At 38.6% G+C, this 16,553-nt stretch carries 13 protein-coding genes, 2 tRNA genes and 1 riboswitch; of the genes, 10 read left to right on the forward strand and 5 right to left on the reverse strand.

From position 1 onward, the window contains the following. Positions 1-50 precede the first annotated feature (50 nt). From eno to HXT25_RS06150, 8 genes are all read left to right on the forward strand, one after another. Positions 51-1,346 carry a phosphopyruvate hydratase gene (eno, locus tag HXT25_RS06115; RefSeq protein ID WP_004111823.1) on the forward strand — a complete coding sequence of 432 codons (1,296 nt, stop codon included), beginning with the start codon at positions 51-53 and terminating at the stop codon, positions 1,344-1,346. Between the two features lie 221 nt (positions 1,347-1,567). Continuing rightward, complete coding sequence (locus HXT25_RS06120) at positions 1,568-2,482, forward strand: L-lactate dehydrogenase (RefSeq protein ID WP_065189591.1); 915 nt, start codon at positions 1,568-1,570, stop codon at positions 2,480-2,482. Between the two features lie 183 nt (positions 2,483-2,665). Then, on the forward strand, positions 2,666-3,286 hold the full coding sequence (locus HXT25_RS06125; protein ID WP_065189781.1) for an FtsB family cell division protein: 621 nt from the start codon (positions 2,666-2,668) through the stop codon (positions 3,284-3,286). A 60-nt stretch (positions 3,287-3,346) separates the two neighbouring features. Continuing rightward, the gene (locus HXT25_RS06130; protein ID WP_410314038.1) at positions 3,347-4,975 is read left to right on the forward strand and encodes a DUF501 domain-containing protein; all 1,629 of its coding nucleotides are present in this window, start codon (positions 3,347-3,349) and stop codon (positions 4,973-4,975) included. Between the two features lie 41 nt (positions 4,976-5,016). Beyond that, positions 5,017-5,100: transfer RNA gene (locus HXT25_RS06135), tRNA-Leu, on the forward strand. A gap of 211 nt (positions 5,101-5,311) precedes the next feature. After that, complete coding sequence (locus HXT25_RS06140; RefSeq protein ID WP_004111815.1) at positions 5,312-6,481, forward strand: branched-chain amino acid aminotransferase; 1,170 nt, start codon at positions 5,312-5,314, stop codon at positions 6,479-6,481. 181 nt (positions 6,482-6,662) lie between these two features. Further along, complete coding sequence (locus tag HXT25_RS06145) at positions 6,663-7,418, forward strand: trimeric intracellular cation channel family protein (protein WP_004111813.1); 756 nt, start codon at positions 6,663-6,665, stop codon at positions 7,416-7,418. Positions 7,419-7,489: 71 nt separating this feature from the next. Beyond that, positions 7,490-7,681, forward strand: a riboswitch (Lysine riboswitch). 51 nt (positions 7,682-7,732) lie between these two features. Next, positions 7,733-9,181, forward strand: coding sequence for an amino acid permease (locus tag HXT25_RS06150; protein WP_004117983.1), 1,449 nt, complete (start codon positions 7,733-7,735; stop codon positions 9,179-9,181). 66 nt (positions 9,182-9,247) lie between these two features. Here HXT25_RS06150 and HXT25_RS06155 read toward each other — a convergent pair whose 3' ends face one another. Further along, positions 9,248-10,171, reverse strand: coding sequence for a hypothetical protein (locus HXT25_RS06155; RefSeq protein WP_009994097.1), 924 nt, complete (start codon positions 10,169-10,171; stop codon positions 9,248-9,250). A gap of 209 nt (positions 10,172-10,380) precedes the next feature. Beyond that, a tRNA-Asn gene (locus tag HXT25_RS06160) sits at positions 10,381-10,456 on the reverse strand. A gap of 276 nt (positions 10,457-10,732) precedes the next feature. On the opposite strand from HXT25_RS06160, the gene HXT25_RS06165 reads away from it, so the two are divergent. Beyond that, positions 10,733-11,494 (forward strand): M23 family metallopeptidase, encoded by a 762-nt coding sequence (locus HXT25_RS06165; RefSeq protein ID WP_004115249.1) that lies wholly within the window; start codon positions 10,733-10,735, stop codon positions 11,492-11,494. A 94-nt stretch (positions 11,495-11,588) separates the two neighbouring features. Beyond that, positions 11,589-13,403 carry an AMP-dependent synthetase/ligase gene (locus tag HXT25_RS06170; RefSeq protein ID WP_004111801.1) on the forward strand — a complete coding sequence of 605 codons (1,815 nt, stop codon included), beginning with the start codon at positions 11,589-11,591 and terminating at the stop codon, positions 13,401-13,403. A 6-nt stretch (positions 13,404-13,409) separates the two neighbouring features. On the opposite strand, the gene HXT25_RS06175 is transcribed toward HXT25_RS06170, so the two are convergent. From HXT25_RS06175 to HXT25_RS06185, 3 genes are all read right to left on the reverse strand, one after another. After that, positions 13,410-15,128 (reverse strand): hypothetical protein, encoded by a 1,719-nt coding sequence (locus tag HXT25_RS06175; RefSeq protein ID WP_004115246.1) that lies wholly within the window; start codon positions 15,126-15,128, stop codon positions 13,410-13,412. Between the two features lie 77 nt (positions 15,129-15,205). Further along, a complete protein-coding gene (locus HXT25_RS06180) occupies positions 15,206-16,012 on the reverse strand; it encodes a fructosamine kinase family protein (protein ID WP_014554619.1) in 807 nt (268 codons plus the stop codon). Positions 16,013-16,101: 89 nt separating this feature from the next. Then, positions 16,102-16,545: a DUF2871 domain-containing protein gene (locus tag HXT25_RS06185; protein WP_004111798.1), complete on the reverse strand. Its 444-nt coding sequence runs from the start codon at positions 16,543-16,545 to the stop codon at positions 16,102-16,104. Positions 16,546-16,553 lie beyond the last annotated feature (8 nt).

Consider the following 16,553-nt stretch of genomic DNA (forward strand, 5'->3'; position numbering starts at 1 on the left):
CATTAATCTTGAATATGTTACACAACCAACAAAATGAATAAGGAGTAGTTGTGGCAGCTATTGAAAGCGTATATGCACGCGAAATTTTGGATTCTCGTGGAAATCCTACCGTTCAGGTTTATTTGGAGACCGAAGATGGCGCTCAGGGTATTGGCTTAGTGCCTTCTGGTGCTTCGACTGGTGAGGCTGAGGCTTGGGAGCGTCGTGATGGCGACAAGTCCCGTTATCAGGGCAAGGGTACTTTGGAAGCAGTTAAGGCTGTTAATGAAGTAATTGCTCCAAAGGTTATTGGCATGGATGCCTCTGACCAGCGTGCTCTTGATGAAACCATGATTGAGCTTGATGGCACTCCAAACAAGGGTAAGCTTGGCGCAAATGCTATTCTTGGCGTTTCTCTTGCTGCTCTTTATGCAGCTGCTGAATCTGCAGAGCTTCCATTGTATCGTTACATCGGCGGAACTAACGGACATATTCTTCCAGTTCCAAACATGAACATCATGAACGGTGGCGCTCACGCTGATTTTGCAACTGATATTCAGGAATACATGATTTCTCCATACGGTTTCGCAACTTACAGCGATGCTTTGCGCGCTGGTGTTGAGGTTTATCACACCTTAAAGAACGTTTTGAAGAAGGAAGGCTTGGCTACTGGTCTTGGTGACGAAGGTGGCTTCGCTCCAAAGATGAAGTCCAACGAAGATTCCTTGAAGTACATCATGGATGCAATCGAAGCTGCAGGTTACGAGCCAGGAAAGCAGATTGGTATTTCCCTCGATGTTGCTTCTTCTGAGTTCTACAACAAGGAAACTGGCAAGTATCGTTTCGACGGCGAAGAGCGCGAATCTGCTTACATGCTTGATTATTACGAGAAGCTCATCAACGAGTATCCAATCGTTTCCATCGAAGATCCATTCCAGGAAGAAGGCTGGGATGATTGGGCAGCAATCACCAAGCGTCTTGGTGATCGTTTGCAGTTCGTTGGCGATGACTTGCTCGTCACCAATCCAAAGCGTTTGGCTAAGGGTATTGAGCTTGGAGCAGCTAATTCCTTGCTCGTAAAGTTGAACCAGATTGGTTCCGTTACCGAAACCCTCGACGCTATTGAGCTTGCAACCAAGAATGGCTTTACTTCTATGGTTTCCCACCGCTCTGGTGAAACCCCAGATACAACCATTTCTGATCTTGCTGTTGCTAAGAACACTGGTCAGATTAAGACTGGTGCTCCTGCTCGTGGTGAGCGTATCGCTAAGTACAACCGCTTGCTTGAGATTGAGGAAGAGCTTGGCTCTACCGCTCAGTATGCTGGTTACAGCGCATTCAAGGCTTGCAAGAAGTATATGAAGTAATATACTAGGGCTTTTATAAGTTCTTCATAAGACTTGTTTAAGCTTTTTAAGCTTTGATCTGAAGTTTATTTTCGGTCAGTCGCAATAAAATGTGGCTGACCGTTTTTGTATATTTTCAATGATTTCTTAAAATTTTAAAAAAATTTTTCTAAAATTACTTTCATTATCTCCAAAATAGTGCTATTTTTATGAAAAACTAAAAACAGAAGGAGATGTTTCATATGAGAAAAGTCGCTGTTATAGGCATGGGTAATGTTGGTGCTGCAGTAGCCCATCAGCTCATTATTGGTGGTCACGTTGACGATTTGTATCTTTATGATTCAAATGAAGCAAAAGTTAAGGCTGATGCTCTTGATTTTGAAGATTCAATGGATAATGTGCCTTTTAACGTTAATATTACAGTAAATGATTATGAAGCATTAAAAGACGTAGAAGTAATCGTAAGCGCATTGGGTCATATAAAACTTTTGGATGTTCCTCATCCAGATCGTTTTGCGGAGCTTAAGTATAACCGTAAAGAGGTTGCAGAAGTTGGTGCAAAAATTAAAGCTTCTGGATTCCATGGCGTTTTGATAGATATCACTAATCCTTGTGATGCTATTTGCCAGCTCTACAAGGAAGCTACTGGACTTCCATACGAAAGAGTTATTGGTACTGGCACTCTTCTTGATTCTGCCCGTTTGCATCGTGCTGTAGGAAAGTTCTTCGGAGTTCATCCTAAGGCAGTTAAGGGTTATAGTTTAGGTGAGCACGGCGATTCACAGTTCGTTGCATGGTCTACGGTAAAAGTGTTAGAGCAGCCAATTACTGATCTTGCTGAGGAAAAGAACATTGACTTGGATGCTGTTGATGATGAAACTCGCGAAGGCGGTTTCACTGTGTTCTATGGAAAGAAATATACCAACTACGGTATTTCTGCAGCAGCTGTTCGTTTAGTGAATGCTGTAATGACGGATTCTAGAGAACAGATGCCTGTATCCAATTATCGTGAAGAATATCATTCTTATCTTTCTTATCCAGCGATTGTTGGTCGAGATGGCATTATTGAGCAGTGCAAGCTTGATTTGACTGAAGAAGAGTTGCAAAAGTTGCAGCATTCTGCAGATACGATTTTGAGCAAGGCTCAAATGGAATAGTTGGGAATCTAAGTTTTAAAAGAATTTTGAGTATGATTTTGTGACCAGCTCCTATGTGGATAGCTGGTCACAATTTTTGTATTTTAGCGTGTATGTTATTCATATTGTGTAATAATGATTTTTTAGACTAAAAGTAAATATAAGGTGTATTTACACGTCGAATATTTAAAGTAACTTAGAAGTATGGTTTTGAGAAATCGCCGCACGGCAACAAGTATAGTTGATGAATCAAATCAGCCAAAGAAAAAAAGGCTGTTTTCTGGTTCGTTCGTATTTGTTTTTATGATAGTAGTGGCGTTTCTTTGTTCTATAGAATTTGTTTCAACAATTCGAAATTATGCGTTAAGCTTGGCTGAATTACACGCTTTGCAAAGAGATGAGGCTGCTCTAAAAGACAAAAAACAGGAGTTGGATAATAATATTGATCGCTGGAAAGATAAAGCGTATGTTACTGCACAAGCTAGGGATAGGCTAGGATTCATATTCCCTGGAGAGCAGGCTGTTAGAGTTGAACACCCAGAAGCTGTTACAGGAGTTGTGCCAGAATCATTTAATAAAGATGAATCACAGTATGAGGAAAGAAAAGCTCTTCCTTGGTATAGTGATTTGTTCTATTCACTTCATAAAGCAGATAAGCCAGATGATATGAGTATGAAATCTCAAGACGATGACGTTAACGATTCTAATAAGGATAAGACTTCTAAGCATAATAAAATGGATAAAAGTCGCCAGCAAAATAAGCACCAGAAAAATAAATCGTCAAAATCTACAGATAAGAAACAGAGTAATACAAGTAGACAGTAGTAAGAAAATATTAAAGTACTTTATTTTAAAATCATGCAAATGCATAGGGGAGTTAAAAACATGGATTTGAATATACAATCCTTAGTGGATAGTTTGTTGGAAAACCCTGCAAGTGATGCAGATAAAGACATTGTTAAACGTCAATTGGGAAGATTCCCAAGGGGAATGGTTGCAGTTGGAGCTAGATGCGCTTGTGGACGTCCTCTTGCTGTTATTACAAGGCCATGCTTAGAAGATGGAACTCCTTTTCCAACTACATGCTACTTAACAAGTCCAGAAGCGGTTAAAGCGGCTTCGCATCTTGAAGCACAAGGTTTTATGAAGGAATGCAACAATTTATTGAATAATGACAATGATATTGTTAAAAAATATGAGCAGGCACATAAATACTATTTAGAGTTTCGTCACGAATTAGCTATTCGATTAGAAGATAGTGAAGAACATATTAAAGATATGAGTGCTGGTGGTATGCCTGTTCGTGTTAAGTGTTTGCATGCCTTGCTTGCGCAAAGTCTTGTAATGGGCAAAGGTGTGAATCCTATTGGCGATATGGTGTTAAGCAAGGTAAAAAATGAATTTGATCCTAATGTTTGTAAGTGCACTACTCCTTGGAGTGATGATGCTGATGAAATTGAGACTGAGAAATTATTAAATACAAAATCTTTTAGCACCAATACAATCATTGGAACTAATAAATCGGTTTGCGTAGCTGCAATTGACTGTGGCACGAATTCGATTAGATTAAAAATTGCAAAAGTTAATGCTAATGGTATGCGCGATGTTGTTCCTAGAATGCTTAGAGTTGTAAGGCTTGGTCAGGGAATCGACGAAACGCATATGTTTGCTGAAGATGCTTTGCAGAGAGTTAAATCTGCTGCCAAAGAATTTGCAAAAGTGCTTAGCGAACACAAAATAGATGCTATTCGTTTTGTAGCAACATCTGCAACTAGGGATGCGCTAAATAGAGACATTTTTGAACAGATGATGTTTGATGAGCTTGGCGTACGCCCTGAAGTTATTAGCGGAACAGAAGAAGCTGCTTTGAGCTTTTTGGGAGCAACAAGTGTTGTTTCTAGAAAAGATTTGCAAGCCCCTTATGTTGTTGTAGATTTAGGTGGTGGGTCTACTGAGATTGTTCTTGGTGGAGACGGCGTGAATATTGCGGAAGATAAAGTGGATTCCGCGTATTCAATGAATATTGGTTCCGTTAGAATGACTGAGAGACACTTGCATACAGACCCTCCAACAGAAGAAGAAATTTCTTGTGCTATAAAAGATATTGACAAGAATATAGATGAAGCTTTTAAGCATGTTAACGCTGGTAAAGCTCGCACGATTATTGGTGTTTCTGGCACTGTTACAACTATGGCAGCCCTTGCTATTGGATTAAAGCATTATGACCATAAGGCTGTTGATGGAGTAAAAATCGCGTTGGATCAGGCATATACAGTTAATGACAGGTTCTTGCATATGACAAGAGAACGTAGGCGTACTTATACCACTATTCATCCTGGAAGGATTGATGTTGTTGGTGGAGGTGCAGTTGTGTTGAGTCGTGTGCTTGAACGACTTGCAAAAGCTGCATATGAAGACCATGGTGGAGTTCTAGATACTTTTGTTGCTAGTGAGCATGGCTTACTAGATGGAATCACGTTAGATTTGGGTCGTAGAATTCTCGCCACACGCTGAGTTGTTTTTAATTGTATTATATGGCATAATAATTGTCTGTTGCCTCCGTGGCGGAATTGGCATACGCATCAGACTTAAAATCTGACGCCCTTACGGGCTTGTGGGTTCGAGTCCCACCAGAGGCACAAATGTTACGCTGCGAGTTTATTTTTTACGTATTTAATGTTAATTTTTTGTTGCAATTCGTAAGAATTTTGGTTTAATTAGTCTTTTTTCTATAAAAATATCTGTTTACAGTCTTGCGTTAATCGAGAATCGTACTAATCTATACCATTAATTGCAATAAAAGCAATAATAAAAATACAAGTAATATCGCAAATTAGGAAAAGAGACATAATGGCTGATTTAGAGGTTGCTCCAGACTTTAAAAATGCCTATGATTCTTACGATCATAGTGATTCTGATCTGTTGAACAAACTGGCTGGCAATTTTACTGTTTTGCCTAACGATAATCCTGTTTCGGATGCAAAGCGAGCAGAGCTGATTGATAAGCCTGCTTTTGGTCAGATTTTCTCCGACAATATGGTCCATATGTCTTGGACCAAGGGAGAAGGCTGGTCGGATAGACGTGTTGAGCCTTATGGGCCATTAAAAATGGATCCAGGTGCTTCTGTGTTGCATTATGCCCAAGAATGCTTTGAAGGTTTAAAAGCATACAAGCGAACTGATGGATCCATCTGGCTTTTCCGTCCAGATATTAATGCGGCACGATTCCAGAATTCTGCGAAGCGTTTGTATTTGCCAGATCTTTCTATCGACGATTTTATTGGATCTGTTGCAGCCTTAGTTAAGCGAGATAAAGAGTGGGTTCCAAGCCGACGCGAATATACTCTTTATATGCGTCCGTTCATGTTTGCTTCCGAGCCGTTCTTAGGTGTGCGAGAAGCTCATGAGGTTGAATATTGTGTTATTGCTTCTCCGTCAGGACCATATTTTAAAGGTGGCTTGAAGCCAGTTAGTATTTGGGTTGAAGATCAGTGGTTCCGCACTGGCCCTGGTGGTACTGGTTTTGCTAAGTGTGGTGGAAATTATGCGGCTTCCTTGCTCGGTGAATACAAGGGTATTGAACACGGTTGCGAACAGGTTTGCTTCGTTGATGCAGCAACTAAGACCTATTTGGAAGAGCTTGGTGGAATGAACGTGTTTGTTTTGCACAAGGATGGTCATTTGGAAACTCCATCTCTTACTGGTAGCATTCTTCCAGGTGTTACACGTCGTTCTATTATTCAGCTTGCAGAAGAAGCGGGTCACAAGGTTGTTGAAACTATGATTCCACTTCAGGGATTGCTTGACGATATTCGCTCTGGTGAGGTCACTGAAGTCTTTGCCTGCGGAACTGCTGCGATTATTACGCCTATTGGTCGCTTTAAGTCAGATGACTTCGATCTTAAGGTTGCTGATGGTGGAGTTGGTGAGTTGACTCAGGCTTTGCGTGATGAATTGCTTGGTATTCAGCTTGGAGATGTTGAAGATACTCACAACTGGATGTGGAAGGTGTGCGACTAGTTAAAAGCTGTTTAAGAGCTATTTAAAAGTCGTTTTAAATCCGTTAGAGTTTTTAGTATTTGGCGCGTCATTTTTTATATCTTATAAAAGGTGGCGCGCTAATTGTATGCTTAATTGGTTATAGGCTTATTAGGCGGATTTTGTTTTTTAAGTGTTTAACTAACCTTGGAAAGGAAATATTGTGGAAGGGGCTTTAGGAGATAACATTTTCTTCCTTGTTGTTGAATACATTGCTATGGGTTGCTGCGGAATGGTTGGCGGAATGTGGGCTATTCGCAAGAATTATGATATCTTTGCAATAATCACAACGTCATGGCTTACAGCATTGGGTGGCGGAATTGTTAGAGACGTTCTGCTTGGAGCTTTGCCGCCAGTTGGAATTGCAGATAGGGGATTTGTTTTTACTGGTCTTGCTTCGGGTGTTATTGTTGCTTTCGCTCATCTAGAAATTGATGAGTGGAAATGGCTTATGTTAACTCTTGACGCTTTAGCATTGGGGCTTTTTGCTGTAAATGGTACCGCTAAAGGCTTGGATTTTCACATGTCTGGAATGGCGTCTGTGTTTTTAGGCATGGCTACAGCTCTTGGTGGTGGATTAATTCGAGATATGGTTTTGAATCAAGTTCCTGTAATTGTTCGAGATAAGCATTGGTATGCGCTTCCTGCTGCAGTTGGGTGTGTTTTGACGGTATTTGTTGTAAAAGCACAACGTGCAGGATGTTTTGACGTTATTACAGAGATGATTTTAGATACTCTTATTGTTGTGCTAGTAGTTGCGATGCGATTAATGTCTGTAAAGTTTGATTTAACGCTTTTTGGTGCAATGAACCGCAAATCGCCAATAAAAATAAGTAAATATCGCAGACATAATGCATATAGTCGTAAAATTTCCGATAAAGCCATAAAAAATACAGAAAAAAATAATCAAAATAAATAGAAAATATAGTCTAATCTGAATAAATATCGGTTAGTGTCTAGAGTTTGTCTTTGCCTATCTCAATAATGAAACACATCGACCAGAGGTCGCGCTCAACAAGAGTAGCAATCATTAGCCAGAAAGAGGCGTTAAGTGATTTGCAAAAGGGGAGAGCGCCGAAGTTTGTAGGTTATTCTTTCTAGCTTACAAGCTGGGACTTGGCTTAATAAGCCAAGGACTGTCGCAGCAATTTTGGCAATTTGCTGCGGAGTGCTATCGACATGCATACTGTTGCCTGTTTGCCTCTGTTTGAATATTGTCAAAAGGAGGAAACAATGAATAACGACAGTTCATCAACTACTGAATCTCAAACTGTGCATCGCAGTTTAAAAACACGCCACATTTCCATGATTGCTTTGGGTGGAAGCATTGGAACAGGCTTATTTGTAGCTAGTGGCGCAACAATCCACATGGCAGGACCTGGTGGCGCGCTTTTGGCATACGCTGCAATCGGTATCATGGTTTATTTTCTTATGACATCTCTAGGAGAGATGGCAACATATATGCCAATTAGCGGGTCTTTTGCATCATATTCTGGAAAGTTTATTGATCCTGCTTTAGGATTTGCAATGGGTTGGAATTATTGGTTTAACTGGGCAATCACGGTTGCTGTAGATATAAGTACGGCAGCAATTGTTTTGCAATATTGGCTTCCTAATGTTCCAATATGGGTATTTTCGCTAACAGTTCTTGTTGTTATTCTTTTGATTAACATTCTTACGGTTAAGTGCTTTGGAGAAACAGAGTACTGGCTTTCGATTATTAAAGTTGTAACCGTTATTATATTCCTTGCTATTGGTTTGCTTACGATTGTTGGAATTTTAGGCGGAAAAGCGCCATTTCTAAGCAACTTTACACATAAAAATGCTCCATTTGCTGGCGGAATCCCAGCTGTTTTAGGTGCGTTTGCAATTGCAGGATTCTCGTTCCAAGGAACAGAGCTTATTGGCATTACAGCAGGTGAATCTGCAACACCAGATAAGAGTATTCCAAAGGCTGTAAAGCAAGTGTTTTGGCGTATTGTTTTGTTCTACATTCTTGCAATCTTTGTAATCGCATGCATTATTCCATACACAAGCCCAAGTTTGCTTGGATCGGAAGCTAGCGATATTTCTATAAGCCCATTCACTCTTGTGTTCCAGCGTGCAGGATTGGCGATTGCAGCAACAATCATGAATGCCGTTGTGCTTACATCTGTTATCTCGGCAGCAAACTCTGGAATGTATGCTTCTACTAGAATGCTTTACGCTCTTGCAAAAGATAATCACGCTCCAAAGATGTTTGGAAACGTAGATAGAAGAGGTGTTCCAATGCAATCTTTGGTTGCAACGTTTGTTGTAGCTCTTTTAACATTCTTGATGAGTATTTTTGGAACTCAAATTTACATGTTCTTAGTTGCTGCAAGTGGTTTGACTGGATTTATTGCATGGGCAGGAATCGCAGCTGCGCACTACAGGTTCCGCAAAGCGTATATTGCTCAAGGAAAGTCTTTGGACGATCTTGTTTATAAAGCTAAGTGGTATCCATTCGGTCCTATCGTGGCTCTTGTATTGTGCATTTTGGTTATTGTTGGCCAAGATCTTGAATCATTCCACACGCTTAATTGGCAAGCAATTGGCATAACTTATATGTCTGTGCCGCTGTTCATTGTGCTTTATGTTGGATACAAGATTAAGTACCACACTAAGGTTATTCCTTTAGATCAAGTTGATTTAACAAAGTGATTAGAATATAAAAAATGCGCTCAGTGATTTTGCTGAGCGCATTTTTATATTGATTAACAGAGGTTATTATTTGTCTCCGTCGTTAGAAATTTTAGGATCTGGCTGTTCCTTCTTTTTCTCTTCCTCTTCCGTCTGCTTTCTTTCTTCTTCCTTCTTTTTCTCTTCCTCTTCAGCTTGCTTCCTAGCTTGTTCTTCAGCTTGCTTCTTAGCTTGTTCTTCTAGCTGCTTCTGTAGATTTTCGGCAGCATCCCTAATTCGCTTTCTTCTTTCTAATTCTAAACGTCTCTTTTCTGCATCAGCCTTTGCATTTGCTTTAGCTTTAGCAGCTTGCTCGTCAGCTTGACGCTTTGCTTCTTCAATCTTTTTCTGCATGGCGTTATCTGCTTGAACTTTTTCTTCTTGAGTAGGAGGAATATTTTGAATAATAATATTCGGCTTACGCTTTACCTTAGGAGCTATACGAATAACAGGAGCGGTGATCTTCTGCAGTTCCTTCTGACTTTCTTCAGCCTTCTGCTTTTCCTGCGCATTAGCTGTAGTATCTGTAGATGCTGCAGAAAGCTTATCAATCATTGCAGAAGTCACTCCACGAATACGCTGAGCATTGTCAGAATACCATTGAGTTGCAGCTATAGCTTGAGCTCCCTGAGAGCCTAACTCTTCTGGAGAATTAGCATTGCATACAACCGTTTCTGGCAAACGCTGCTTCAAAAGCTTAGCAAGTAATTTGCCATTTTCTGAGTTATCTTGAGCAAAAGAGATAAGAAGAGAATTTTTAGTAAGTTTTTTCCATGACTGGCTTGCTTTGCTAACTTGTGCAACCTTAATTTCGCACTGTTTTCTAGCTTCTTTCATACGAGATGAGTGCTGAATGCTCCAGCAAATACCACCAACGCCTAATACTAAAGCTAATACAATGACGCCAGCAATGAGAATTATCATCTTCTTTTTATGACCATTATTCGTGGCTTCGGAGATGTTTTCTAACATGTATCATCCTCTGTTTTTATCAATCTTCGCCAAGAATTGCTTTTTGCAAAACAACACTTATAGTTTACGCCAAACTAAGTACGTGACCCTTGTAGTTTGTAGCATTTTTGATGATTTGCAAGACAAGCGATATCATTTGCGATTCATTAGAATACAATATTCAAATAAATTCAAAACAAAAAAACCACCAGACTTGCTGGTGGTTTTCTTGGCTCCTGCGGCTGGGCTTGAACCAGCGACCATTCGATTAACAGTCGAACGCTCTGCCAACTGAGCTACGCAGGAATATCCTTTGCGCTTGGCTGTGTGCCGTACACAAGACATTTATATTACACGGAATTTTATGATATGCAAATATAGCGTGTTTGGGCGTGTCGAAAACTCATAATCGTTGGAATACCAATGATTTGTACGCTTTAACCACATTGATAAAAAAGTGTTACTAAAAAAAGAATTTTGTGAAAAACTTTCAAATATAAGCGAAAACCTTTAAAGAATGCAGATTTTTGCTGTTGAAGCATAAAACAAATTTGATTTATGAAAGGAGAAAAATAAAATATCATGAGAAAAATATTTGATTTAAAAATGATTAAGCCCAGAATCTTAAAAGTCAAAAAATTTATATTAAAACAAAAATCACAATTTGTTAGAATACTGATTTTTATTATTCTGATTGTAATCATGTTGATTATTCATAGTTGCATAAATCCTACAATAAACAAAAGTATTGAGTATGAATATTTGCAATCGAATCAAACTGATTATAGTGTATCTTCATTTGACGCTGGTTGCATAGAAAAATCTTTTGTAGGTAAAAAGCAAAAAATAGTCGCGAATACAGTTAGTCAAGTTTCAACAGCTTCAACACTAAAAGAAACTACAAATTGTAAATCAAGGATGGTATGGCCAGTAAAAAATGTAAACATTATTAAAGATTTTGATGCTCCAGCAAAACCATGGCTCGCAGGTCATAGAGGAGTTGATTTGCGAGCAGAGGAAGGAACTGAGCTATATGCTCCATCAGATGGAATAATAAATTTTGCTGGACTTGTGGCTGGAAAATCTGTTGTAACAATCAAACATGGAGTTTTGTCTTCCACATTTGAGCCAGCATATACGGATTTACCAGTTGGAACAGTTGTTAGAAAAGGTCAATTTTTTGGTTACGTAACAGTTGGATCAGATCATTGTGACAATTTGTGTATTCAATGGGGTTTAAAACGAAGAGACAGGACTTATGCAAATCCAAGGAAAATGGTAGCGAAAAAACGAATAATTTTAAAGCCCAAAGAAGAGACAAAAGAAGAAAAAAATAGTCTGTAAAATGCGTGTCGTATAGTGTAATAAGAGTCTTGGGCTTAAGACATTGACCTAAGATTATTACATAAGATTTTCTTAAACATATTAGGGAGCGAATATGCAAAAGTATTCTCGTAATCTCGATGAGAAAATTGATTACAATGCAAACATTTTTTCGCTTCTTGAAAGTCGCGTAGAACGTAAGCCGAACGATTCATTGGTTGAGTATGTAGGACGCGACGGGGAATGGAATTCCTACAGTGCTAAAGACTTTAAAGATTTGGTTATATCGGTAGCAAAAGGATTCATAGCACACGGTGTGATGCCGGGAGACACTATATCGATAATAGCGCATACTTCATGGCAGTGGACTGTGCTTGATATGGCAATAATGTCTATAGGCGCGTTAACAGTGCCAATTTATGAAACAAGTTCTGCAGTGCAAATAGAAAATATTATTAACGATTCTAGAGTAAGCATGATTTTTGTTGAAGATGAAAATATGCGTGAAACTGTGGAAATATCAAAGAAGTCATGTCCAAGCCTTAACGATGTCTATGTATTAAGCAGAGACGCAATAGATGCGCTAATTGAGTATGGAAAAACAGTTACAGACTCAGAGTTTTATGAAAGAGAAAAAGCTGTTAAAGGCGATGATCTAGCTACAATCGTTTACACATCTGGATCTACAGGAGACCCGAAAGGTATAGAACTTTCGCACGGAAATTTTGTGTTTATAGCGAAATCTGGAATGCTTTCCATGCCAGATATAGCATTAAAAGGCAAACCAAGACTTCTTTTATTCCTTCCTTTAGCACATGTATTTGCAAGATTTATGCAGTTCTTCTGTTTTGCTGGAAATGTAACACTTGGATTGTCAAGCAACCTTAAAACAATACTAAGTGATTTTAAAAGTTTTAAACCAACTTTCATACTTGGTGTACCTAGAATATTTGAAAAAATCTACAATGCTGCCTCTCAAAAAGCTGGTAGAGGAGTAAAAGGATTTATATTTGCTCAAAGCGTAAAAGTGGCAAAAGAATGGTCAAAAGCTCAACAATCGGGGAGAATGATTTCGCCAATGCTGGCTATAAGCCACTCCTTATGTAAAAAGCTCGTTTACAACTCAATTTTGCAAGTTTTTGGAGGAGACGTTGAATATGGTGTTTCAGGAGGAGCACCATTAGACAAATCGATTTCGCATTTCTTCAATGGCATGGGATTGCCAATTCTCGAAGGGTACGGAATGACAGAAACATGTGCTCCGTCAATGGTAAATCCAACGAAAGGCTATAAAATCGGAACAGTTGGTTTGCCAGTACAGGGAGTGTCTGTAGCAATAGATGATGAGGGAGAGCTTTGTATTAAAAGTCCCGCTGTTTGCAAAGGATATCATAATCATCCAGAGATAACTGAAAAACAAATAGTAAATGGATGGTTGCATACAGGAGACTTCGGATCTTTAGATTCCGACGGTTTTGTAAAAATTACTGGTCGCAAAAAAGATCTGATAATAACAGCTGGCGGGAAAAACGTTTCACCTAGCATACTCGAAGCATCAGTTATGACTTCTTCAATTATTTCTCAATGCGTTGTTATTGGAGACAGAAAACCTTTTATCTCTGCGATTATTGCGTTAGATCTTGCAGAAGTGAATTCTTGGCTGAAATCTCGAGGAGCAAGCCCAGTGCGCTCGCTGGAAGAGGCAAGAAAAAATTCAATCGTCATAAGTTCCGTAGAACAAAGCATAGTTAAAGCAAATTCTAATGTTTCTAGAGCAGAATCAATCAGAAAATTTGAGATTGTTCCAGATGCTTTTACTCAAGAAAATGGTTTAGTTACACCAAGCCTTAAAGCAAAGCGCAATGCGGTTATAGAACGTTATAACGATCTTATCGAAAATAAGATTTACGCTCCAAGACCAAGAAAATAACGTACTTTACAGTCCTGCATCTGCAAGAGTTACGTATCCAGGGTCAATCAAAAGAGCTTTAAGATTAGTTGCGCTTACAGCGAGAATTGGTTCTGTTATTACAGGTATATCTTTTTCTGATCCACTGTTATTTACAAAAATAGAAATATCTTCGAGTTGAGATAATTTTCCATTAACATTTAGAGAACTACATTCTTGAGCAACATCAGTAGAGATTTTCTGAATGTTTTCGATAGAAGTCATCCATTGCTTTCCATTTACAAGATTTGGTAAAGCATCTTTGTAAGCGCCGTAGCCAGTAATAACAGGCCATTTTGAGTCGTTTAACAATTCATTCGCTGAATCTTTAAGCTCAGAATCTTCAGTATTTTTATTCTCTTTATTGGATTCAGATGAATTCAAATCATTATTTTTTGTGCTAGATTTTTGTGATTCATTATTTTTCGCAGTAGAAGCAGGCGTTGGAACCTTTTTCTTAGTCAAATTTCGTTTTCCTATAAAGCTTCCGATTATATCTGGAAGAGTAAAGGAAGGGTTGATATCCGCAGAGCTTCCCTTATACCCAAGGTCTTCAAGAGCTTTTTCCACTTGCATAACAACTTGATCATCTAAAGCAATAATGCCATCTACGTGTTTTGTGGAAGTTGTTCCGTTATCATTCTTTATTACTAATCTCGAATTAAGTTCTGCCTTAACAGAGTCAGAATTATCTGCGTCGAAAGCAGCATTTTCCCAGTCATTCTCTGTTGAATCCTTACTAAGTTTTCCAGAAGGTGAAATCATTAATCCAGATGCGAAATAAGGTTTTAGAATTTTCCAGATTCCAGCAAAAGCAAGTCGCGCGAATTCATCATCAAATTCTTGAATTTTGGAACTTGAATTATCAGAATCTGAATTACCATGAGTATTTACTCCAAAATGCATATGAACATCTTGTTTTTGATTGTGGCAAGGCAAAAGTACTTCTACGCTTTTTGGATTATCTTTAGAAGCCTGATTTAATGCTAATTTTTGCACAAGAGTATACGCTTGAATTTCTCCAATGCTCTGAGCAGAAGAAAGTTTGAAGAATGCATCTGGCTTAAAATCTCTAGTAAGCCTAGATAACATAACGACATGCATGCCAGCTTTTTTAGCCAAATCTAATGACGATGTAAGTCTATTTTCTGCTTCCTCTTGTGATTTTAGATCTTCTTCTTTTAGTTGCTCTTTAGGTGTTGTGGGTTGAGTTACGTAATCACCATAATTATTATTACCGTTTTTATTACTCCAAGGAGCAACAACAATAGTCGTATTAGAAAGTTGCTTTTTTACGATGCTATGGATATCTCTGATACTTGTTTTCTTGTTTTTATTTTTAGAAGAATTTTTTGTTTTTAAAGATGTAATCATGCTTACAACGTAATCTTGAATATCTTGACTTTGATCGTATAAGCTGCTGGACGATTTAGTAGTAATAGAATTTTCTGAAAATCCTTGCTTTTTTAACGATTTTACTATTTCTGGAACAAGATTATCCCATGTACTTAATGGAGTTTTTCTACTTAAATTTAGACCATCAGAAGGCGTAAAAACTATAACGTTGCCGTGATTCACTTGAGGCTTTGCGCTAGGCGATGCGTTTTTTGCATTGCTCGATCCGCATGCGCAAATCGCAAGAAGCATTGTGCTAGATACTACAAGAGCAATAGTTTTGCGCAAAATATGCTTATGCGTGCGAATCATAGTAGTTAAGGCCTTTCGTAAATTTTAGTTTTGTGCTTACTTTTATATTAGTTTCTATTAAATTATCTAATGCAAATTTAGCGATTAAGCAAATCCAAGCACATATCTCGGTATTCGCTAACGTAGCCTCCACCAAAGAAGACACAATGTCCAGCAATAGGGTAGAGCTGCCAAATTGTCATGCGATTTTCAAAACCAGATTTTAATGGATGAACAGATTGATAGCCATCTAAAATCTGCTTAAAATAGCTAATCCCAAACAGTTGCAGCATTGCTAAGTCTTCCTCACGATGGCCGCCGTGAGCTGCAGGATCAATTAAAACAGCTTCTGTGTGTTCGCCATCTTCGCTTTTAGTCCAAAGCACATTTCCACTCCACAAGTCTCCATGGACTCGCGCTGGTTTATCTTCAGATGCTTTTCCCAGCAAATCTGGCATAGCATCAATAACTTTATTTGTAAGATCTAAATCGTTTTTTGTAAGGCTTCCTCTAGAAATACCAAGATTTACCATTGGTAAAAGTCTGCCTTCTGCCAAATAGTCAATAACATTACTCCAAGTGCCACAATCCATTTTTACAGGGTCGCTTAATGGTCCAAAATAGCATGTGCCATCATAATCTGCAGGTGGCTCCCCAAAATATTTCGCACCGAAATCGTGCATATGCGCCAAAGATGCTCCAAATTCAAACGATGCTAAAGGAGTAGGGCTTGTAGTTTCAATGCGTTCAATGTTTAAGTAGTCTTTTCCCCAATCAAAAACTTTAGCTACTTTAGGCCCGCCATAGTCGTAAGCTTCTCGAAGCCAATTAAGGCCACGACCTTCGCATTCAAAGAATCGTTCTGGTGCGTATGATCTACTCTTTTTATACACGTTATTACTCATAGCAACCTTCTTAATGTAGTAGCATATGCGGCTTATAGTTACACACTTAATAAATATTTTATGAATAAACTAAATTATTCCTATCATCACTATTCTAATGAAGTATTAGCACAATGAGCGATGCTGCGTTTAATTTGCAATAAGATTAGTACAATACTTACGCCAAGTAGGATGTGTCCGATACCTGCTAAACCAGTTATGGAAAAATCTATAGATGGACTGAGATGTAGACGCATTACTTGTGCAATTCCACGAGTAATCATCATTACTGCTGTTAGGTTGAGTCCAATATGATAAGTTATTAAGATTCTCGTAGTTTTTTCGTTACTAAAACTGAAGTTTTTCTCAAATAGTATGAGTAACAGAAAAACAACCATTCCAAGCATAAAGTAGTGTGTGTGAACTATAGCAAGCACAGTCTTTTCATGGAAAGCATTAAATTTTGTAAATTCGCGATAAAAGACGCCGCCAATCATGGCGAAGACAGCATACAACAAAGACGTATTAATATAACGTTTCATAACATGGTTCATAGTAACTT

Origin of the sequence: Gardnerella sp. DNF00476, assembly GCF_049262735.1 — a bacterium.
GTDB lineage: Bacteria > Actinomycetota > Actinomycetes > Actinomycetales > Bifidobacteriaceae > Bifidobacterium > Bifidobacterium vaginale.